This is a genomic window from Hymenobacter tenuis (genome assembly GCF_054780495.1).
Genome location: NZ_BAAGWF010000001.1, coordinates 2003014 through 2023274, shown reverse-complemented (window position 1 = coordinate 2023274; position 20261 = coordinate 2003014). Strand labels below are relative to the sequence as shown.

The following is a 20261-nucleotide window of genomic DNA, read 5'->3' as shown; positions in this document are numbered from 1 at the left end:
GCTTCAGGAGTTGATAAAATACGCAGTGTGGTAGAGCGAGAAAGACCCCGTTTGCAGGAGCAGCATTCCGGTTCTACCTTTGTCGTATCAATTCTTTCTAGCCCAAAGGATTGTTTTTATACAGAGGCGCTGAGAGACAGGCTCTATGACGCGTCGGCAACCATCCGCAACAGCCGGAACGGTGCCAATTCCTGACCATATAAAAACAACAAGCCGTGGACTTTTGCCTCTGCCGTAGTACCTGTTTCGTAGTTTCCGCTGCCCTTCTCAGTGCGCCCCATAAGGCTCAGCGCTGCTGTATGAGCCGCTGTTGTTGCTGTTGAGGCTGCGGCTTCTGCCCTGAGTTTTTGACCCAATTGGCTTTGGATGGTATCGTTACCTAGCATCCAAGCCCTAGGCATCTCTTTTCTTCTCTTCGTTTCCTGGCCAGCGCTGCTGCCTGTAGTTGCCCGGCAATACGCGTCGCTTTCGGCTTTTTAAGAAGCTAGTAAGGCTACGTAATGTGCTGACATCGGCAACCCGCGTTGCTAGCCGGTTAAGCGGCAGCAGGCGTTGCGGCCAGGATATTCTCTTACCAGCCAACTACTACCTGGCGAATCACTTTATGCTCAGAAAATCATTGGAACTGCTTCGGCAGGAAGCGGCCGAAACGGGCGCTAACACCCTGAAACGAAGCCTGAACGGCTTCAATCTTATTACCATTGGCATCGGTGTCATCATTGGGGCGGGCCTGTTTTCGCTTACGGGCATTGCGGCCGCCAACAATGCTGGTCCGGCCGTTACGCTCTCGTTTGTGGTGGCAGCAGTGGGCTGTGCTTTCTCGGCTCTGTGCTACGCTGAGTTTGCCTCCATGGTGCCGGTTGCGGGCTCCGCTTACACCTATGCCTATGCCACCATGGGCGAGCTGTTTGCTTGGATTATCGGTTGGGACTTGGTGCTGGAGTACTCCGTAGGCGCGGCCACGGTGGCCATCAGCTGGTCGCAGTATCTGCTGAAGTTCCTGAGCAAATACGGCATCAATCTGCCTCCGCAGTTGGTGATGTCGCCGTTTGAATCGGCTACGTTGGCTAATGGCACCGAAGTACACGGCTTGGTGAACATACCGGCCATGCTTATTGTGCTGGCCATCACCATGATTATTATACGCGGTACCTCGGGCTCGGCCTGGTTTAATGCCTTGGTGGTTACGCTAAAGGTGGCGGTGGTGCTGGTATTCATCGGGCTCGGCTGGCAGTACATTGACCCCGCCAATTATCAACCTTACATCCCGAAGAACACCGGCACGTTCGGGGAGTTTGGCTGGAGCGGTATTCTGCGCGGGGCAGGGGTAGTATTCTTCGTATTCATTGGCTTTGATATTGTGGCCACCATGGCCCAAGAAACCAAGAATCCGCAGCGCAATATGCCCATCGGCATCATCGGTTCCCTGCTGATTTGCACCGTATTGTTTGTGCTTTTCGGCCACGTCATGACGGGCCTGGCCAACTACACCGAGTTCAAGAACAGCGCTGCGCCCGTGGCTATTGCCATCGAAAAAACGCCGTACGCCTGGCTGTCATCGGCCGTGATTCTGGCCATTATCATCGGCTACACCTCCGTTATTCTGGTGGATTTGCTGGGCCAGAGCCGCGTGTTTTTCAGCATGGCCAAGGATGGGTTACTACCCCCGGTATTCTCCCGAATCCATGAGCGGTTCCGCACGCCGTTGCAGTCGAATCTGCTACTAGGCTTGTTTATTGCCTTATTCGCGGGGTTTGTGCCGATTTCGGTGGTAGGCGAAATGACCTCTATTGGTACTTTGCTGGCCTTCGTAATGGTGTGCCTGGGCATTCTGATTATGCGCAAGCGCGAACCCGACGCCCCACGTGGCTTCCGCACGCCGTGGGTGCCGCTGGTACCTATTCTGGGTATCCTGACCTGCCTCGTGATGATGCTGTCGTTGCCTTGGGAAACGTGGTTGCGCCTGGCAGTGTGGCTGGCCATCGGCCTGGCTATCTACTACGGGTACGGCCGCAAGCACAGCAAGCTGGGGCAGCAAAAGCAGCAGCAAGCCGCCTAAACGCAGTAATTCTTCTTATCAAGATGACTATCACAACCAGCCGACGCGCTACGCTCGGCTGGTTGTTTTTTTATGCGCCAAGAACAGTAGTTTTGACGCACACTACTTTATACTAATCCTGATTTTACTGTGGAAACTAGTACGCCTGAAGTTGCTACCCCCTCTCTATTGAAACCAGCCCCAGCTTATCCTGCCCTAAAAGAAAGCTGGACATTTATCGGCTGGTATTTACTCGTGACGCTACTCGTGGGCTTGCCTACCTCTTTGCTCGCCAGCAAGGTGCTGCACCTATCAAAATCCGTGACGGGTATGGTTGTGGCCGTGTTGTCTAACGTAGCCCTACTTGGGTTTATGCGCTGGAAAGCGGGCAAGCGCTGGAACCCGGTGCAGTTCACGGGGCAAGAGCAGGGGTGGCTGTACGCCCTGCTGCCCCTACTGGTGCCGGCCCTGGTAATGGTGCTGTCGGTGGTGCAGCTACTAGGGCTTCCTGACTGGCAGCAACGCTTTTTTGAAGAACTTGTGCACGAGCCAGTAGCGGCGTTCCTCGTAGGAGTTGTTGCGGTGCCCATACTGGAGGAAGTGCTATTTCGGGGTGTAATTCTGCAAGCCTTGCTCCGCACATACCGGCCGTGGGTCGCCATTGGCCAGTCGGCGCTGCTTTTTGGTATAATACATTTTAACCCCGCCCAAAGCCTGGGAACCGCCCTAATTGGGGTAGTACTAGGGTGGCTTTACTACCGAACCCGCTCCCTGTGGCTGTGTATCAGTATCCATGCGCTCAATAATCTGTTGGCTTTCGCCTCCATGATATGGCCTGTGGGCATGGCGGCTGATAGCCCGGAAATCTTGCTTGCTACGTCGCCGGGGCTGTATATCGGGTTGGTGCTGCTCAGTGCCCTAGTACTTTTCCTGGTGCTGCGGCGTGTGCAGCAAACAACCAGCCCAGTACCGATGCCTGAAGTGCTACCAACTGAGGAAGAACCACTCCTTTCTGTTAGGGCTTAACTCCGTTTTACTAGGTAGCCAAATGCCTCAAACCGGTGCTGACTCAACAAGCTAATCAGGATAACGCTGGGCTTGTAGGCTTTCCGGCAGTAGCTTTAAATTACTAGGACTGCCAATGTGGTAAACCATAAAAAGCCCCGCCAATAATTGGCGGGGCTTTTTCGTAAGGTGTTGGCAGCTGCTACATAAACACTTTCCGCAGCGCCCATAGGCTCCAGATGATGACCATCAGGCCCACGCACACAAACATCCAGCGCACCGGAATGCGACCGGCCAGGCGGGCGGCAAGAGGAGAGGCCGCTACGCCGCCCACAATTAGGCCCAGGATGATTTGCCAGTGCGAAATGCCCAGCGTGGCGAAGAAGGTGACAGCGCTGGCAAACGTGACAAAAAACTCCGTGACGCTTACCGAGCCTATCACGTACTGCGGGGTGCGGCCTCCGGCAATGAGCGTGCTGGTAACCAAAGGCCCCCAACCGCCGCCGCCAAACGAATCGAGGAAGCCGCCGGCCGCGGCCAGTACGCCCAGCTTCTTGTGCTTTTTGCGCGGACCCGGCTTGGCAAAGGCTTTCGAAATAATGCGAATACCCAGCAGCAGCAGGTAAAGAGCCAGAAACGGCTTCACGTAGCCCGCATACACTTCGCCAAATCTGGAAAGCAGATACGCGCCCGTAATAGCGCCCAGCACTCCCGGAATCAGGAGCACTTTGAACAGCTTTTTATTCACGTTGCCGAAGCGGTAGTGATGGTAACCTGAGGCCCCGCTGGCAAACATTTCGGCGGTATGAATACTGGCACTCACGGCCGCTGGCGCAATGTTAAGGCTCATCAGGCTGATAGCCGTTACTACCCCGTAACCCATGCCCAAGAGCCCATCAATTAGCTGAGCCCCGAAGCCGATGGCCACAAACAGATAAAACGTTTCGGAGGAGCTAGCCACATCCCACACCTGTTTCCAGGTGAGGTAGTAGGAGAGGATATTGAACACCAGCATGGCCGCAAAAGCCAGCAACGCGGTGGTGGCAATGCGCCGCCACTTGGCCGCCGCCGGCGACTCATAGGCCGGGCCGCCGGTAAGCTCAGCCGTAACGGCATTCAAGGACTTTACTTTTTCGGCAAAATCGCCGCCTACCTTTTCCCGAATGTGCGACATGCGCTGCAGCACGTCGTGCAGCTCATCGGGCAGGGTTTGGGTCAGCATTTCCCGGAGGCGCTTGGCAATGGTCGGCGACTTGCCGTTGGTGCTGATGGCAATTTTTAGGTCGCCTTTCTGCACAATAGAGCCCAGGTAAAAGTCGCAGGCATCGGGCGTGTCGGCCACGTTGCAGAGCAGGCGCTGGCGCGTGGCATCGGCCTTGATGGCTAAGTTCAGAGCTTTATCATTGGTAGCCACAATTACCAAATCGTGGCCTACCAGGTCGGTGGTATGGTAGGGCTGCTCGCGCAGCTGCACGGCCGGGTGCCGCTCCGCCAGTACCCGCAGCTCCGGCGAAAACCAGGTGGCTACCACCGTCACGGCGGCGGCGGGGCTGTTGGCCAACAGCGCCGAGAGCTTCTCGTAGCCTACGTAGCCGCCGCCTACCAGCAACACGTGCAACTGCTCCAGCTTCAGGAAGATGGGGAACAGCCGATTGGAATTGGGTTGGGGCGGCGGCTCCGGCTGGGGAAGTAGTTCAGAGGAAGAAAGAGGCATTAGCTGGTGTTGGTTGGGGGCGAAAAATGCGGTACGCAGCGAGGTCGAACGTTCTGCCAGCAGGAGCTTAGATAGTGCATGAAACTGCTAGGCCTCCGGCAGTCAGAAAGTCAATTTAACGACTTCAGGTTATTACTCATGAAACGTGAGGCCGCTGGTAGTGGCTTGCACGTAGCCCCGGCGAATCATAAAATCGCCGAAGTGCTCCTGCGGCTGGCGGTTCTGGGCGTAGTCGGCGAAGAGGGGAGTGAGCTCCGCCACAATACCGTCTTCATCCAGCATTTCCTTATAAAGCTTGTTCATCCGCTCCCCATTGAAAGCGGCGCCGAGGTACAGGTTATAACGGCCCACGGCCCGGCCTACCAGCCCTATTTCTGCGAGGTACGGGCGGGCGCAGCCGTTGGGGCAACCAGTCATCCGAATCAGGATGTCGTCGTGAGTGAGGTGGTGTGCGGCAAGTATAGGCTCCAATCTATCAATAAGTTGCGGAATATAGCGCTCGGCCTCCGCAAATGCCAACGAGCAGGTGTTTAGGGCTACGCAGGCCAGGGCCCCACGGCGCAGGCCTGAGGTGGTATCTACCGCTACGCCGTATTTCGCTAGGGTAGCCTCAATGGTAAGCCGGTCTTCGGGCGCTACGTTGGCCAGAATCAGGTTTTGATTGCCGGTCAGGCGGAAGTCGCCGGTGTGGAAAGCCGCAATTTCGCGCAGGGCGGTTTTCAGCTGGTGGCCCGGCCGGTCGGCCACCCGGCCGCCTTCCACAAACAGCGTCAGGTGCTGGGCGCCATCGGGGCCAGTGCTCCACCCAAAGGCGTCGCCGGTGCTCTTGAACTGGTAGGGGTGGGTTGGCTCCAACTCAAAGCCTAGGCGCTGGTTGAGCTCCTGCCGAAAGACCTCCAGGCCCACGCGGTCCAGGGTGTATTTCAGGCGTGAGAACTTGCGGTTTTCGCGGTTGCCCCAGTCGCGCTGAATGGTTACTACCTGCTCGCACAGGGCTACTACCTTCTCGGCGGGCACAAACCCAATGAGGTCGGCGAGGCGCGGGTAGGTTTCGGGCATCCCGAACGTCATGCCCATGCCGCCGCCTACGGCCACATTGAAGCCTAGCAGCCGGCCGTTTTCTTCAATGGCAATCAGGCCCAGGTCATTAGCGAAGATGTCGGTGTCGTTGTGGGGCGGCACGGCCAGCGCAATCTTAAACTTTCGGGGCAGGTACGTTTTGCCATAAATCGGCTCTGCGTCTTCCTCGCCCTCGTTTGGCGCGCTACTGTATTTCGACTCGCCGTTCAGCCACAGCTCCCAATAGGCCGAGGTGCGCGGCGTGAGGTGGGTGCTGATTTGCTTGGAGACTTCATACACCTGCTCGTGCACCCGGCTTTGGTGCGGGTTGGGGTTGAACATTACGTTGCGGTTCACGTCGCCGCAGCCCGCAATGCTGTCCAGCAGCACGTCGTTAAAGCCCTGAATTGTTTTTTTGAGGTTGCGCTTGAGCACACCGTGCAGCTGAAAGGCCTGGCGGGTGGTAAGCTTGAGCGTGCTGTTTGCGTAGCGGTCAGCCAGCGCATCCATGCGCAACCACTGGTCAGCGGAGGCCACGCCGCCGGGCAGGCGCACCCGAATCATGAGGGAATACAGCGGCTCCAGTTTCTGGCGTTTCCGCTCGCTGTCCAGGTCACGGTCCGTCTGCTGGTAGGAGCCGTGAAACTTGATCAGGTGGGTATCGTCGGGGTTGAGCGCGCCCGTGAGCGGGGTCAGGAGGCTTTCGGCCAAGGTGCCGCGCAGGTAGTTGCTAGCCTCCTTTACGTGTTCAACCTCTGAAAGCTTTTTGGTATCGGCCATAAGACTAGGGGGCAGAAGTAGGAGAAACCGGGACGGGCGGCGGGGTGGGCCGCAAGTCGAAGTTGTGGAAGTAAAACACCCGAATGGTGTGCTGATTGCGGTAGGCATTGCCCGCCGGCAACTGTTGAAACAGGTGCATGTAGCCGCCGTGCAGCTGGGAATGAGAAGTGAGCTGATACACCACGCCGGCAAACAGCCGGTTCTGGTCGAAGTAGTTGTAGCGAATCTCCTTGCCGAAATTCATCATCACCTCGTTGTTGAGCAGAAACTGCAAGCCACCGGGCTCAAAGCCGTGCTTGGTCAGGGGCAGAAATAGCGCGGCGTTGTAGCGGGTGCGGTAGTTAAAATTGAAGTCGTCTGTGCGTTCAGTGCTTTGAATGGTGCGCCGGAACCGTTCTTCTAGTCGCACCCACTGCATCAGGCGGGCCTTCGGAAATTTGCTAAACCACTGCACCTGCTGCCAGGGCCGATGCTCGGGCTGCCCGATAGTGCGGGCCCCGTCGGGGAAGTGGTGCACGTAGGCGTAGCCACCGGTCAGGCGCACATCATCGGTTAGGTAGTACGTGAGGCCTAGGCGCGCTACGGTCTGGAACATGTCCTGCACGTAGTGGTCGTGCAGGCGTAGGTGCAGGTCGGTCCAGGTGCCCCAGCGGTCCGAGAAGCGGGTTTGGTTGAAGATGCCCAGCCAGGTTTGCTGCTCCCGTACGTACTGCTTCTGCGCCGTGGCTTGCTGGCCTAGCAGGAGTAATAAGCTCAGAGAAAATAGTAGCCGTTTCATCCTAGCGCAGCACGGTGTTATCGAACGTCAGGGCCACATAGTAGAGCCCGCCAATGGTGGGGCCAGCGGCGTACTGGTAGTAGCGGTTATTGAACAGGTTAGCGCCGCCCACCTTAATAGTCGATTTGAGGCTAGGCACGCGCACGTTCACTTGGGCATCAACGGTCTGGTAAGCGGGCACGCGGCCATTGGCCAGGGGGCTTTCCCAGGTGAAGGTGCTTTGGCGGCGCCACACCACGTTAAAGCCCACGTTGCGCACAATCTCGCGGTTGCCGAAGTTGATGTTCGTTACCCAGTGCGGCGTATTGAAGCCCGTCACGAAGATGTCGGCCTGGTCGTTGGCGGAGAGGGCGTTGTAGTTGACGTTGCCGCCTAGGGTGAATTTCTGGTAGAAGTTGTAAGTAACGCCCAGTGTGGAGCCGTAGCTGCGGTAGTTGTTGCGGGCATTAGTGTACACGCGGTACCGGTCTTGGCGGGCGGCGCGGTTGGTGGCCAGGGCCGCCAGCACGGCATCATCGGAGCCTACCTGCACCTGCTGGCCGCTAGCGTCTTTGGGCACGCTCACTTCCACCTGGCCCAGGAAACCGGAGTAGATGTTGTAATAGGCATCGGCATCAATAGAAAGCCGGTTATCAAGCAATACACTGCGGTAGCCCACTTCATAGGCGTTGATCTGCTCCGGCTGCTCGGTGGGCAGGTTGCCAACCTGCAGCAAGCTCCGGATTTCGGGGCGCAGAGCAGCTTGTGAGGCGGTGCTGCCAGTGTTAGCGGCCACATAGGCATTTACGGCCGCATTAAAGGTCGAAATGGACGCTAGGGTGTAGGAATTATCCAGGTAGTTAAGGCCTTCGTTCACGCGGGCCAGGCCACCCACGCGGCGCACGTTGCCATTGTTCACGAAAGACAAGGCCTCAAACAACGACGGGAAGCGCCAGCCGTTCTGGTACGAAGCCCGGAAGTTATGCTTAGCCGCTACCGTGTACACGGCTGCTACCCGCGGGTTCAGCTTGGGGTCGAACTCCGGGTTGTAGTCGAGGCGGAGCGAAGCGGTGAGCTTCAGACGGTCCTGGAGCAGCAGCTTGGTGGCCTGCCCGAAACCCCCGATTTTCTTGTAGTACTGGTTGTTGCCGCCCGGCGTCGTGCGCTCCGAAAGCGGCCGGCTGAAGTCCACGAAGTTGTTGCCATCCGGAATCACCTCGTACAAGCGGGCATCGGCGCCAAGTACCACATCGGCAAACTTCACGCGCTGGCCCAAGTTCCAGAGGGCATCGGCGTGGTAAGTGCGGCTGCGCTGCGTAAGGGCCGCGCCGCCCGGAATAGGCGCGCCGGGTACGTTCACGCCGCTGTCCCAGTTGTTGGTGCGGGTAATCTGGTCTTTGAGGGCGTTGAACGCCGGAGTACCTGGTACGGCTCGGCCTTGGTCGGCTACTACGCGGGCCTGGCGCATGGCGTCTGCTAGGGCCGCACCAGCGCCCAACTGGCTTTGCAGCTCTGCTTTAAATGTGTTACCCCAATCGGCATTCTTGCCGTTCTGCAGGTCGAGGTTGAGGGCCAGCGGATTGAGGTTGTAGGAGTCGCCGGTGTTTTCTACCAGCATGTAAGCGCGGGCCGTGAAATCCTGGCCCTTCAGCTCCAGCTTGTGGTTTTGCACCGTCACGCCGTCCAGCTGAATTTTGTTGCCGCGCTGAAATACGCCGTCCATGAGCCCGAAGCGGTAGCCGTAGCTCAGCTCCATCTTGTCCGTGAGCTTGTAGTGCAGGCTGGCATCGGCCTTGATATTGCGCACAATGGGGTTCACCAAATCCCGCTCGTAGTAGCCCGTGCGCCGGATGTTAAAAGTCTCGTTGCGGCCGTTGTAAGGAATCGTAATGCTGACGTTGCCGGCGTTGTCATCGCCGTAGCGGTTCCAGAGGTCGGCGGCGGGGTTGTTGGGGCCACTCAGCTCCGGAAAGCGCGGGTTGGCCGAGCTCAGCTTCTGCGGATTCTGGTCGTTCTGGGTATCGGAAAGCCAGTCGGTGCCACGCAAGTAGCTCAGGTTTACTTTGTAGGCCCAGCGCTGACCTGCGCCCAAAGCCTGCGCCCAGCGCACGGCAGTTTCAGTGAGCACGCTAGGGTCGCGGTCTTTGCCATCTACGTGGTTTACGCCCACCTTCTGATACACGCTCAGGCCCTGGAAGCTGAACGGGCTTTTGGTGGTGAGGTTGGCCATGCCATTGATGGCGTTCATGCCATACAAGGCTGAGGCCGCACCGGGCGTAATTTCCACGCTGGCAATGTCCAGCTCGGTTGGGCCGATGGCGTTGCCTAGGGGCACGCCAAGCGTAGCGGCCTGCATGTCCACGCCATCCACGAGCTGCATAAAGCGAAAGTTGTTCGGGATGTTGAAGCCGCGGGTGTTGGGTACTTTAAAGGTGAGGCTGGAAGTTGTCATCTGCACGCCCTTCACGTTTTCCAGGGCGTCGTAGAAGCTAGGCGCGGGCGTTTCCTTGATGGCCCGGATATCGAGCTTCTCAATAGCGACTGGCGAGGTCAGCCGGCTTTCCTCCACCCGCGAGGCCGATACCACCACCTCGTTCATGGCCACCGCCTTCGACTCCAGCTGAATAGCTATGGGCTGGCTGCCGCTGGCAATTTCCAGTTCCCGGGCTTCGTAGCCGAGAATGTTAAACACTAGGGTAAACGGGAATCGCAACTTGGCCTTGAGCGCAAACTGCCCGTTTCCGTCGCTGAGCGTGCCTGCTGCGCCGCCCTTCACACTGATACTCACCCCAGGCAGCGGCTCCTGAGTGGTTTTTTCGCGCACGGTGCCGCTGATGGAGATAACCGCATCTTGGGCGTGGAGCGCAGAAGTGCTGGCCAGCAAAATCGCCGGCACCAATAAAGAAGCGTAGGATTGCTTCATAACTAAACGGAAGGTTTCTGAAAAGAGGAGGGGTAGTACTCAGTCAGGCCCATGGCACTGGGTGCTGCAGGCTAGCAAAGCATTCGTAAAAGCCGCGCAAGGCGCTACCGGAGGGCTGCTCGCATCAGGCCTGCGGCAGCGGTTACTGGCTACAACAACATCGTCTTGGCAGAAGGCGCATCGGATTAGTTAGAAGGAACTTAGGTTGAAGGGGAGCTAGAAGGCGGTTTGGCCAGTCAAGCAGGCTAGTACACATCCTCCAGGAAGCGGCGCGATTTGCGGAGCTGCTTGAGGTAGTCAGCGGCGTAGTCCTCGCCCTGTCCGCTTTCTTGGCTAATGACGGTGAGCAGCGCGCGCTGCACATCGGCGGCCATACGGTTTTTGTCGCCGCAGACGTAGAAATAGGCGCCGTTTTCGAGTTGGGCAAAGAGGCGGCGGCTTTGCTGAAGCAAGCGGTGTTGGATGTACACTTTCTCTTCCTGGTCGCGAGAGAAGGCAACATCAAGATGACTGAGCGTGCCGCGCTTGAGGTGCTGCTGCCACTCCGTTTGGTAGAGGAAGTCGGTGGTGAAGTGAGGGTTGCCAAACACCAGCCAGTTTTGGCCCGAGGCACCCGTTTCAGCCCGCTCCTCCACAAATGCACGGAAAGGCGCAATACCAGTGCCGGCTCCCACCATAATAATGTCGGCGCTCGTGTCCTGCGGGAGCTTGAAGTACTCGTTTCGGTCTACCCATACGCGAGCCGTGTCGCCAACATGGAGGCCGTCGGCCTGGTAACTGGAGCAGGCACCCTGCTTGGCGCGGCCGTTGCTGTGGTAGCGCACTGCCCCCACCGTAAGATGCACTTCTTCAGGATGAGCCAGCAGGGAACTGGCAATGGAGTACGCCCGGGCGGGCAGCGGCCGCAATACTGCCGCCAGCTGCTGCCCCGACAGTTCCACCGGAAACTCCATCATCAAGTCGGCAACGTCCCGGCCGTAGAGGTAAGCAGGCAGGGCAGCTTTGTTGGTCAGAATTTCCCGCAGTTTTGGGTGTTGTGGCGCCACAGCGGCGTAGCGCTCCAGCACGTCGCGGGTAACCACCGAGAGTTCGAGGCGCTCCGTAAGCGCCGTGCCCAGCTCCAATTCAGTGGTTTCGAGGCGGACGGGGGCGGTTGCCTCCAGACGAGCCGCATTAAGTACCTCCTGCACCAGGCCGGGGCGGTTGTGAGGCTGCACCATCAGGGCGTCGCCGGCTTCGTACTGAATGCCGGATTCGGCCAGTGAGAATTCCAGATGATAGGTTTCCTTGCTGGAGCCGCGGCCATTAAGCTGAATCTTTTCAAGCAGCTCAGCCTCAAACGGGTTACGGCTGCTGTATTCCACCCGCTCAGCCAGTTGCACCTCACTGCCTAGGTCAGGATGCAAGGCAAACTGCTTTACCTGCGCCGTGGTTACACTAGCTGCAATGGGCGAGGCAACTTTAGGGGTTTGCGCTGCCAGCAGGCCTAGTACCTGCTCGGCCCACTGGCGGGCTTCAGTTTCAAATTCTACGTCGCAATCCACGCGTTCTGCCAAGCGCTTACCACCCAATTCTGCTAGGCGCTGATCAAACTCAAACCCAGTCTGGCAGAACTGCAGGTAGCTTTTGTCGCCGAGGGCCAGTACGGCATAGCGTAGCTCGGGCAGCTTGGGGGCGCGGTTGCTAAGCAGAAACTGGTGGAGCTCCTCGGCCGCAATGGGTGGGTCGCCCTCGCCCTGGGTGCTCACAATCACCAGCAGTTGCTGCTCGGCTTTAAGCTCCTTGGTAGGGTAGTCGTTCATGTCGCGCACGGTGGCCACCAGGCCGCGCTGACGGGCAGCTTCCGCTACAATACCGGCCGCTTTCTTGCTGTTGCCGGTTTGAGAGCCATATAGAATGGTCAGGCTAGGTGCCGCAGAAGGGGAAACCGCCGAGGCCGCCGCCGTGGCCGAGGCTGTAGGCGCGGTTTCAGTGCCCACACGGCCGTAGAGGTAGCCGCTCAGCCAAAGCAACTGCTGGTCGGTGAGGCCCGCCGTCAGCTGCTGCAGCGTCGCTTCATCCAAGCCGATAGGAAGAGTGGGAGAAGGGAAGGACATGATGAAGAGTGGAATGGCTGTGTGGTGGCGGATAGCGAATCAGAAATCAGGCAACTTCAGCGTAGGAAGTAGGAGCAGCAGTAGCAAAAGCCGCTGGAACTAGTGCCTGGGCTAGGCTAGCTGAGGAAGCAAGCCGGGCTACTTCCCCAATAATGATGATGGCCGGTGCCCCAATGCCAGCTGCCGCCGCACGAGCAGGTAGCTCAGTTACTGCACCGGTTACTAGTTGGGCGTGGGGTAGCGTGCCGTTTTGCACAATAGCGGCCGGCGTATTGGCGTGCCCGTGCTGGCTGAACACCGCCACAATCTGCTCCAGCTCGCTAAGTCCCATCAGTATCACGGCCGTAGCGCTCGATTTGGCAGCTTCGGTTACGCTGCCCGAAAGCTCGCCGCTGGCAGTGGTGGCGGTAATCACCCGAAAACCTTCGCTCAGGCCCCGGTGCGTAACCGGAATGCCTACGCTGCCCGCGGCGGCTACCGCGCTGCTGATGCCGGGCACATAGTCCGTGCTAAGGCCATGGGCTTCGGCGTACAGCATCTCCTCGCGGCCCCGCCCAAACACGAAGGGGTCGCCGCCCTTCAGGCGCACTACATGGCCGTAGCGGTGGGCGTGTGTCACAATCAGGCGGTTGATTTCGTCCTGTGAGTGGCTGCGCATGCCCCGGCGCTTACCCACAGGCACCAGTACGGCTTCGGGGCGGGCGTGTGCCAGCAAGGCTTGGTTGGCTAGGGCATCAAAAAGAATGACGTCCGCTTCCGCCAGCACCCGCGCCCCCTTAAGCGTAAGAAGCTCTGGGTCGCCGGGGCCGGCACCAAGAACCGTAAGACGAGGCAGTTTGGACAAGGACATGGGCTAGGGCGTAGGTTAGAAGAGCCGGAAAACGGGCACTCATCTCGAGCTTGCCGAGACATCGCACGTGCTGACGTTGCAGCGGTAATCAGACATCAGCATGCGAGGTGTCTCGGCAAGCTTGAGATGACGTTTTGTTGGATAAATGGGCGCGTGTTTGCTGCCGGGCTCAGGTTTTTCTAGATAGAAAATGCTACTGGCGGGCCTACGGGCAGGGTGAAGTACTCGGCATTGGCTGCTTCCACTAAACCCGCGGCTACTGTGTCGCCGGTCAGCTCGTCAACTAGGATGAAAGAGCCAGAAGCACGGTTTTCTAGGTAGTTGTCGATGGCCAGGGGCACAGCCGTTTTTAGCCGCACCCGCACAATGTCGTTGAGCTGGGCCGAGTCGGTGGCCGCGCGGGCGAAGGTGTGCACGTTCACCTTGTAGAGGATGGCCGGAATGGCCGCCTTCACGAGGGCCGAGTGGTGCTGCACCAGCAGCTTGCGGCCGGGCCACAATGGCTGCTCGCTCATCCAGCACAGCGTGGCTTCCAACTCGCGGGTAAGGGTAGGCTGCTCGGCGAGCGGCACAATAGAGTCGCCGCGGCTTACGTCCACGTCGTCGCGCAGGCGAATAACCACGGCCTGCGGCGCCGAAGCCGATTCTACTTCCTGCTGGTTTACTTCAATGGCTTCAATTGCTGACTCCAGGCCTGAGGGCAGCACCTTCACCCGGTCGCCGCGGCGGTACTGCCCGCTCCGGATCTGACCGGCGTACCCGCGGTAGTCAGGCAGCTCAGCCGTTTGAGGCCGGATGACATATTGCACCTGAAAGCGTGGGGCCGCCTGAGTTTCGGTGGCGCCGGGCACACGTTCTAGGTGCTCCAGCAGGCTAGGCCCAGAGTACCAAAGCAGATGCTCGGACCTCTTCACTACATTATCGCCGTTGAGGGCGCTTAGCGGAATGGCCGTGGCGGCCGGCAGGTTGAAGTGGTTGGTGAGCTCGGCATAGTCGGTGGCAATCTTGGCAAACACCTCCTCGCTGTAGCCTACCAGGTCCATTTTGTTCACGGCCAGCACAAAGTGCCGGATGCCGAGCAGCGCGGCAATCAGGGTGTGGCGGCGGGTCTGTTCAATCACGCCTTGGCGGGCATCTACCAGCACAATAGCCAGGTCAGCATTGCTGGCGCCCGTTACCATGTTGCGGGTGTACTGCACGTGGCCGGGGGCATCCGTGATGATGAACTTGCGGCGGGGGGTAGTGAAGTATTTGTAGGCTACATCAATGGTAATGCCCTGTTCGCGCTCCGCTCGGAGGCCGTCGGTCAGCAAGGCCAGATCCACGGTGCCATTCGCGGCCTGCCGCTTTTCCAGCGCCGCCAGAATGTCCAGCGACACAGATTCAGAGTCATATAGCAAGCGGCCGATGAGCGTGCTTTTGCCGTCGTCAACGCTGCCGCAGGTAATAAATCGGAGAAGGTCCATTACAAATGGTGAAATTGTGAGGTTGTGAACTTGTGAGTTAGTTGGGCCAGTGAAGCATGAGTACAGTTCAGCACTTCACCTTTCACCACTTCACCACTTAGAAATAGCCGTTGCGTTTGCGGTCTTCCATGCCGGCTTCCGAGATGTTGTCGTCGAGGCGGGTGGCGCCCCGCTCGCTTACTTTGGCCAGCAGCAGGTCCTGAATAATGTCCTCCACGGTGCTGGCGTCGCTTTCCACGGCGGCGGTGCAGGTAGAGTCGCCAACGGTGCGGAAGCGTACTTGGCGCGTTACTATTTCGTCGTCATCATCGAGGCGCAGGTGTTCTGAGAGGCCTAGCAACTGGCCCGTAGGGAGTACCACGCAGGTGCGCTCGTGGCCGAAGTAGATGTCGGGCAGGGCAATGTTTTCGCGCTGGATATAGCGCCACACGTCCAGCTCCGTCCAGTTGGAGATGGGGAACACGCGCACGTTTTCGCCCTTCTGGATGCGGCCGTTATACACATTCCAGAGCTCGGGGCGCTGGCGCTTGGGGTCCCACTGGCCAAACTCATCTCGCACGGAGAAAATGCGCTCCTTGGCGCGGGCCTTTTCCTCGTCGCGGCGGGCCCCACCAATGCAGGCGTCAAACTCAAACTCCTCAATTACCTCCAGAAGCGTGTAGGTCTGGAGCTGGTTGCGGCTGGGGTACTTGCCGCCTGGCTCGCGTAGGCGCTGCCGCTTTATAGTATCCTCCACCTTGCGCACAATGAGTTTTTCGCCCAATTCGGCGGCTAGCTGGTCGCGGTAAGCTAGTACCTCGGGAAAGTTGTGGCCGGTATCTACGTGCACCAGCGGGAAGGGAAAACGACCCGGGCGGAAAGCTTTTTCCGCGAGGCGCGTCAGCACAATGGAGTCTTTGCCACCCGAAAACAGCAGGGCTGGGCGCTCAAACTGGCCGGCCACTTCCCGCAGGATGTGGATGGCTTCCGCTTCAAGCCGGTCGAGATAATCAAAAGTTGGGGTACTCATATAGTCGGGTGTTCAGTGTTGATGTTGGGCGCTCAGCAGGAAGTGCCAAGCTTGCCTCTAGCCGGCCGGTACGGGCTCCACTACCGGGTCGGGGCCATTGTGGTGGGCGGTGGCATGTAGGCCGCATTCCTTAGCCGAAAGGTCTTCCCACCACCAGCGGCCGGCCCGGAAATCCTCGCCGGGCCTGATGGCGCGGGTGCAGGGGGCACAGCCAATGCTTACAAAGCCCTGTTGGTGCAGCGTGTTCACGGGCACATGGTGCTCTTGGGTAAAGGCCACGGCCTGCTCCCAGGTCCAGTCGAAAAGCGGGTGGATTTTCACGAGGTTATGCGCCGCGTCCCATTCCAGTGGGTCCATGGTTTGCCGGTTCTGCGACTGCTCGGCGCGGATGCCAGTGACCCAGGCTGCTTTACCCGCTAGCGCCCGGTTCAGGGGCTCCACTTTCCGAATAAAGCAGCACTCCTTGCGGTTGTCCACGCTCTCGTAGAAGCTATTCGGGCCCTTAGCCAGCATCAGCTTTTCCACGCTTTCCCGCTCCGGATAAAACACCGCAATGGGCTGCTCATACTTGAGCAGAGTCTTGTTCCAGACGGAGTATGTCTCCTGAAAATTACGCCCAGTGTCAAGCGTGAATACCTGAATGGGGAGGTGATTAGCGAAAATAAGGTGGCTGATAATCTGGTCTTCCAGGCCAAAGGAGGTCGAGAAAACGGCCTGCTCGGGGAAGGTTTCAGCCACGAGGCGTAGCCGCTCCAGGGCAGTAGCCTGAATCAGCTGGGGGCGCAGGTCGTCGAGCAAGGCGCGAACGGCCGGCGCAGCATCTGCTGCGGACATAGCAAGAAGGGGAGGGGAAACCAGCCAGCGCGGGGCGGAGGTTTCGGTCAGGAATGACCCTAGGCGGAGCTGCGGCCACGTAGTTGAATGCGGCACACTAGCTTTCGGCCGGGCGAAAAAGCCGGGCGTACGCACGAAGTCAGCCTACACGTAGCACCGTGTCAGCCGAGCTGTTGCGCGCACAAGCCAGAAAAAAGAAGGAGGTGAGTGGCTAACAACAACACGGCATACCCATCATAGCACAACACCCATGCTGTAGAGCAAAGGCAGTGGCGGATAGAGTAGCGGAGTTGGACAAGCGGTTCACGGCTAGTTGTTTTTATATGGTCAGGAGTTGGCACCGTTTCGGATGGTCCGCTGGTTGCCGGCGTTTCGTCGAGCCTGTCTCTCCGCGCCTCTGTATAAAAACAATCCTTTGTGGGGAAAGAATTGGTATGGCAAAAGTAGCTGCCGGAATTTTACACTTCCAAATTTTATTTTTTCAACAGGTGCACATTCTCTCGCAACGCCCCCATACTCTTGGTCTCTGGGCAGCCGCCACAACGTAAGCAGAACACTAGAAAAGTTACACTGCTTCAGCTGCATGAGTAAGCGAAGGTTACTAGGTGTTCTTCAGCCGCAAACCTGCTTGAAACCTGGTTTTGAGGAAGCTACGTGCAAGTTCCGAATGAGGAGAGGTTTGCTCGTGGTATGGACCTAGTAGCTTTGCCCTATATAAGCATTGTGCAATTAGCGTTTCGGCTGAAAACGAGCCTGTAACTTGCTTAAAAATACGTTGGCCTCGGGGGCAGAATTTGTGACGAGTAGCAGGGCAGCGTACACTATCGTGAGGGTGGCAGAGCGCAAAAGCATGGTCAGGAAGGGAGAGCCTAGCGCCGGAATTAGCCAGCCAGCCAGCCCTGCCGCGGCTGCAATACCCAGTATCAGCGGGATGCGCCACGTGAATGGTTGCATCCGGAAGCTGCGCCACACAAACCACGTGCGGGCCAGGTTGATGCTTACAATAGCGAGTAAAAACGCCACTGCTGCCCCCAGCAAACCTAGTATGGGAATCAGCAAGGCATTGAGCCCAATCGTTACCAGCGCTAAGGATACGTTGAACACCAAGTCGTAGCGGTAGCGCGGGGAGGTAACTACAATTAGCCCATTGAGGCCCGTGATGCCATCAAACAGACGCGCCGCTAGCAGTACCAGCACGGCCGTAGTGCCAGCTGTTAGGGCGGGGTTGTGCATGAGGCCATAGATGAAGTCGAGGTTCAACCCAATGCCCAGAGCAAGGTAACAGCCCAGCACCGTGTTGAGACGGGTAGTGTCGCGGTAAAAAGCGGCCATTTTGGGCAGGGCCTGTTCTTTCCAATAATCGGCTAGCAGCGGAAAGGCAATTTTGTTGAGCGAGCGAGCCGGCAGCGTGAGGGCTGTGCTGATGAAAAAGGCAATGCTGTACACGCCAGCGGCCGCCAGATTCAGTTGGGAGCCCACCATAATGGTATCAATGTTCATGATGATGGTGCCCGAAATGTTGGCTAACAGCGCAAACGCCCCAAAGCTCAGGATGCTGCCCAACGGCTGCACTTGCAGTGCCGCCTTCGTAGGCCGCATATGCAGCTCCCCGATAACTGCCAGGTAGCCTGTAAGCAGCAGCGCCGTGGCGCTCATCAGGCCAATGTAGGCCAGCACGTAGCCGTGAAACGAGAGGTAGCCCAGCCCATACAGCACCGCCGCGCCCGCCTGCAATACCCGAAGTAGAATCTCCTGCACAAACGACGAGAAAGCCGTGTGGTACAGCCCCTTCAGGTACGCATCCTGCAAGGAATATAGCATCACGAACAAGGCCAGCACGCCGGCCCACCCGTAGTAAGCGCCAATCAAGTCTTGGTCGGCTTCATAAAAGTTGAGTACCAGGGGTTTCCCTCCTAGGTACAGCAGCGTGACCAACCCAAAGCCCAGCAGCGGCACGCCCAGCAGCAGCGGCAAAAACCCTTGATGACCCGCTTCGCGGTTGCGGAAATACGGAAAAAACCGGATGCCAACACTGGCAAACCCCAACGCCGAAAGCTGGGCGTAGATGGTGGCAATGGCTAGCAGCGTACCCGTGAGGCCTAGCTCCCGCGCTGATAAAAAGCGCGGAATAATGAAGGCCGTATTGACGAAGCCCAGTCCCAGCCCGATGTAGGAGATAACCGTATTTCGCAGCCCCTGCCGCAGAACAATACCCAAGAGGTGAAAGGTGAAGTGGTGAAATTGTGAAGTGGGGAGAAAATGGGTTTGACGCTCTAGCGGACCTAGTGTAATAGGCCCTTAGAAGGACGTTTGTGGTAAATCAAGAATCCATCATCCCGACGATATCGTGGCCATTAACGAAAGCCACGGCGCGGCTGCGAAGGTACTCCATGATTTCGGCGAACTGGCGCGGGCCGGTTGTTTCGTTGGCGGGGTCGAAGTTCTCGTTGTGCCAGAGCACGGTGCACACGCCCCCAAACCGCTCTGTTTCCTGGAGCATCGGCGTGAGGGCCGGCAGTATCTCCTCGGGGCGTAACTGCAAGTAGCGCGGGTGGTGCAGCGTCGCATCCATCACGTTCAGCGGAATTTCTAGGAAATTGCAGGCTTCGCCTGTAGTGAAGTTGAAGGGATAGTAGGGTAGGCAGTAGGAGTTGCGAAAACCAAATTGCTCGGCAAACCCTAACGTGGAATCATACGCAAGATTGACTCTGGACAGTATGTTAGGCATGAGTCGAGGCTCCCAACGGAGATAATGATAGCGCAAACCGAACCCAGTTTGTCCTCCACCTACTTTCTCTGAAAGCCACATTAAGTCTGGGCCAGAATGCTCACTATCGTCAGTGCGGTAGGGACCATGAAGGGCAACTTCTACCCCCGTATTCAACAGAAATCCAATATTGCGGTCCGCCTCTCGAATTTTGTAATCCGCATTAGGCGTGCCATTTGCCGCTTTACGATGCTCTGGTAAGAAGAAGAACGTGCTTTTGGCGCCGTAGCTAGCAACAGTTTGCTGCACCTCTTCCAAATTGTCCCAAGCGTCCTTCTCAGTGAAGTGCTGCCAAAGTTGCCGGGCTAGGCTAGGCCAGTCGCGGCGGCGCAGGGCGGCTTTGGCAGGTTCTTTCCAGGCGCTGTACAGGTTGTCGATGTCGTGGGTGATGAAGGCGGCCCAGTTGGCCTTGTTGGTCCAGCGGCGCGGCTGCAAAGTCCGGCCCGTTACGTGCTCTACGGCCGTTTTCAGCACATCGAAATAGTAGTTGACCACGGGCACCGATACAAACCCGTAGCGCTGCTGCACGCTGGCCGCGTACGGAAAGCGGCCGTGCTGGTCGCGCTCCTTGGAGTAGTATTCCTGCCAGCCGCTAAGCAGGTAGAAGGCTGCTGAAACTATATCGGTGTTGATAAGGGCGCGCCCACCAGGCAACAGCTCCAAGAGCGGCTGACCGGCCGCGGTATCAAAGAAAAACGGCACCGATTGGCCCAGCCACTCCCGCATGTTAGGAGCCGGCGGATATGGGTTCGTTTCGTTGAAAAACTCGCCAGCGCCGTCTGCTATCTGTACTTGTGGCTGAGCCGAAGCATAGCCAACAGACACGGAAGGCACGTTCTCGTAAGCCAGCTGGAAGTGGCGGAGCACGTAAGCCAGGCGGGTTTCTGCCGAAACTGGCAACGGTGGAGTAGGAAACGCGGGAGCGGGCATAGCGGCAAGTATAGCAGGTTTGCCGACGACGGT

The 20261-nt window shown here is 58.2% G+C and carries 13 protein-coding genes and 2 riboswitches; of the genes, 2 read left to right on the top strand and 11 right to left on the bottom strand.

All coding sequences use genetic code 11. The annotated features are described in order from the left end of the window. The first annotated feature begins 113 nt into the window (after positions 1-113). Positions 114-206: riboswitch (SAM riboswitch) on the top strand. A 398-nt stretch (positions 207-604) separates the two neighbouring features. Together ACYVGU_RS08770 and ACYVGU_RS08765 are read left to right on the top strand one after the other, a co-directional pair. Then, positions 605-2059, top strand: coding sequence for an amino acid permease (locus ACYVGU_RS08770; protein ID WP_460621729.1), 1455 nt, complete (start codon positions 605-607; stop codon positions 2057-2059). A 168-nt stretch (positions 2060-2227) separates the two neighbouring features. Beyond that, positions 2228-3064 (top strand): lysostaphin resistance A-like protein, encoded by an 837-nt coding sequence (locus ACYVGU_RS08765; protein ID WP_460621728.1) that lies wholly within the window; start codon positions 2228-2230, stop codon positions 3062-3064. Positions 3065-3245: 181 nt separating this feature from the next. Here ACYVGU_RS08765 and ACYVGU_RS08760 read toward each other — a convergent pair whose 3' ends face one another. From ACYVGU_RS08760 to ACYVGU_RS08710, 11 genes are all read right to left on the bottom strand, one after another. Then, positions 3246-4757 carry a TSUP family transporter gene (locus tag ACYVGU_RS08760; protein WP_460621727.1) on the bottom strand — a complete coding sequence of 504 codons (1512 nt, stop codon included), beginning with the start codon at positions 4755-4757 and terminating at the stop codon, positions 3246-3248. Between the two features lie 132 nt (positions 4758-4889). Next, complete coding sequence (locus ACYVGU_RS08755) at positions 4890-6596, bottom strand: assimilatory sulfite reductase (NADPH) hemoprotein subunit (RefSeq protein ID WP_460621726.1); 1707 nt, start codon at positions 6594-6596, stop codon at positions 4890-4892. 4 nt (positions 6597-6600) lie between these two features. After that, the gene (locus tag ACYVGU_RS08750; protein WP_460621725.1) at positions 6601-7374 is read right to left on the bottom strand and encodes a DUF2490 domain-containing protein; all 774 of its coding nucleotides are present in this window, start codon (positions 7372-7374) and stop codon (positions 6601-6603) included. Position 7375: 1 nt separating this feature from the next. Next, positions 7376-10276: a TonB-dependent receptor gene (locus ACYVGU_RS08745; RefSeq protein WP_460621724.1), complete on the bottom strand. Its 2901-nt coding sequence runs from the start codon at positions 10274-10276 to the stop codon at positions 7376-7378. Positions 10277-10521: 245 nt separating this feature from the next. Then, positions 10522-12372 (bottom strand): diflavin oxidoreductase, encoded by a 1851-nt coding sequence (locus tag ACYVGU_RS08740; RefSeq protein WP_460621723.1) that lies wholly within the window; start codon positions 12370-12372, stop codon positions 10522-10524. 46 nt (positions 12373-12418) lie between these two features. Beyond that, positions 12419-13222 carry a uroporphyrinogen-III C-methyltransferase gene (gene cobA / locus ACYVGU_RS08735; protein ID WP_460614436.1) on the bottom strand — a complete coding sequence of 268 codons (804 nt, stop codon included), beginning with the start codon at positions 13220-13222 and terminating at the stop codon, positions 12419-12421. A gap of 179 nt (positions 13223-13401) precedes the next feature. Further along, the gene (locus tag ACYVGU_RS08730) at positions 13402-14688 is read right to left on the bottom strand and encodes a sulfate adenylyltransferase subunit 1 (RefSeq protein ID WP_460621722.1); all 1287 of its coding nucleotides are present in this window, start codon (positions 14686-14688) and stop codon (positions 13402-13404) included. Between the two features lie 97 nt (positions 14689-14785). Next, complete coding sequence (cysD, locus tag ACYVGU_RS08725) at positions 14786-15697, bottom strand: sulfate adenylyltransferase subunit CysD (protein ID WP_460614433.1); 912 nt, start codon at positions 15695-15697, stop codon at positions 14786-14788. Positions 15698-15754: 57 nt separating this feature from the next. Beyond that, the gene (locus tag ACYVGU_RS08720; RefSeq protein WP_460621721.1) at positions 15755-16531 is read right to left on the bottom strand and encodes a phosphoadenosine phosphosulfate reductase family protein; all 777 of its coding nucleotides are present in this window, start codon (positions 16529-16531) and stop codon (positions 15755-15757) included. 316 nt (positions 16532-16847) lie between these two features. Then, positions 16848-16939: riboswitch (SAM riboswitch) on the bottom strand. 321 nt (positions 16940-17260) lie between these two features. Beyond that, entirely contained in the window at positions 17261-18748 is a 1488-nt protein-coding gene (locus tag ACYVGU_RS08715; RefSeq protein WP_460621720.1) for a lipopolysaccharide biosynthesis protein, read from the bottom strand. A gap of 103 nt (positions 18749-18851) precedes the next feature. Then, positions 18852-20228, bottom strand: a complete 1377-nt coding sequence (locus ACYVGU_RS08710) for a DUF7033 domain-containing protein (protein ID WP_460621719.1) — start codon at positions 20226-20228, stop codon at positions 18852-18854. Positions 20229-20261 lie beyond the last annotated feature (33 nt).

Coding starts and splice junctions, on each gene's coding strand:
- ACYVGU_RS08770 (WP_460621729.1), top strand. CDS start 605: ATGCTCAGAAAATCATTGGAACTGCTTCGGCAGGAAGCGGCCGAAACG.
- cysD (WP_460614433.1), bottom strand. CDS start 15,697: ATGAGTACCCCAACTTTTGATTATCTCGACCGGCTTGAAGCGGAAGCC.
- ACYVGU_RS08745 (WP_460621724.1), bottom strand. CDS start 10,276: ATGAAGCAATCCTACGCTTCTTTATTGGTGCCGGCGATTTTGCTGGCC.
- ACYVGU_RS08740 (WP_460621723.1), bottom strand. CDS start 12,372: ATGTCCTTCCCTTCTCCCACTCTTCCTATCGGCTTGGATGAAGCGACG.
- cobA (WP_460614436.1), bottom strand. CDS start 13,222: ATGTCCTTGTCCAAACTGCCTCGTCTTACGGTTCTTGGTGCCGGCCCC.
- ACYVGU_RS08755 (WP_460621726.1), bottom strand. CDS start 6,596: ATGGCCGATACCAAAAAGCTTTCAGAGGTTGAACACGTAAAGGAGGCT.
- ACYVGU_RS08760 (WP_460621727.1), bottom strand. CDS start 4,757: ATGCCTCTTTCTTCCTCTGAACTACTTCCCCAGCCGGAGCCGCCGCCC.
- ACYVGU_RS08750 (WP_460621725.1), bottom strand. CDS start 7,374: ATGAAACGGCTACTATTTTCTCTGAGCTTATTACTCCTGCTAGGCCAG.
- ACYVGU_RS08710 (WP_460621719.1), bottom strand. CDS start 20,228: ATGCCCGCTCCCGCGTTTCCTACTCCACCGTTGCCAGTTTCGGCAGAA.
- ACYVGU_RS08730 (WP_460621722.1), bottom strand. CDS start 14,688: ATGGACCTTCTCCGATTTATTACCTGCGGCAGCGTTGACGACGGCAAA.
- ACYVGU_RS08720 (WP_460621721.1), bottom strand. CDS start 16,531: ATGTCCGCAGCAGATGCTGCGCCGGCCGTTCGCGCCTTGCTCGACGAC.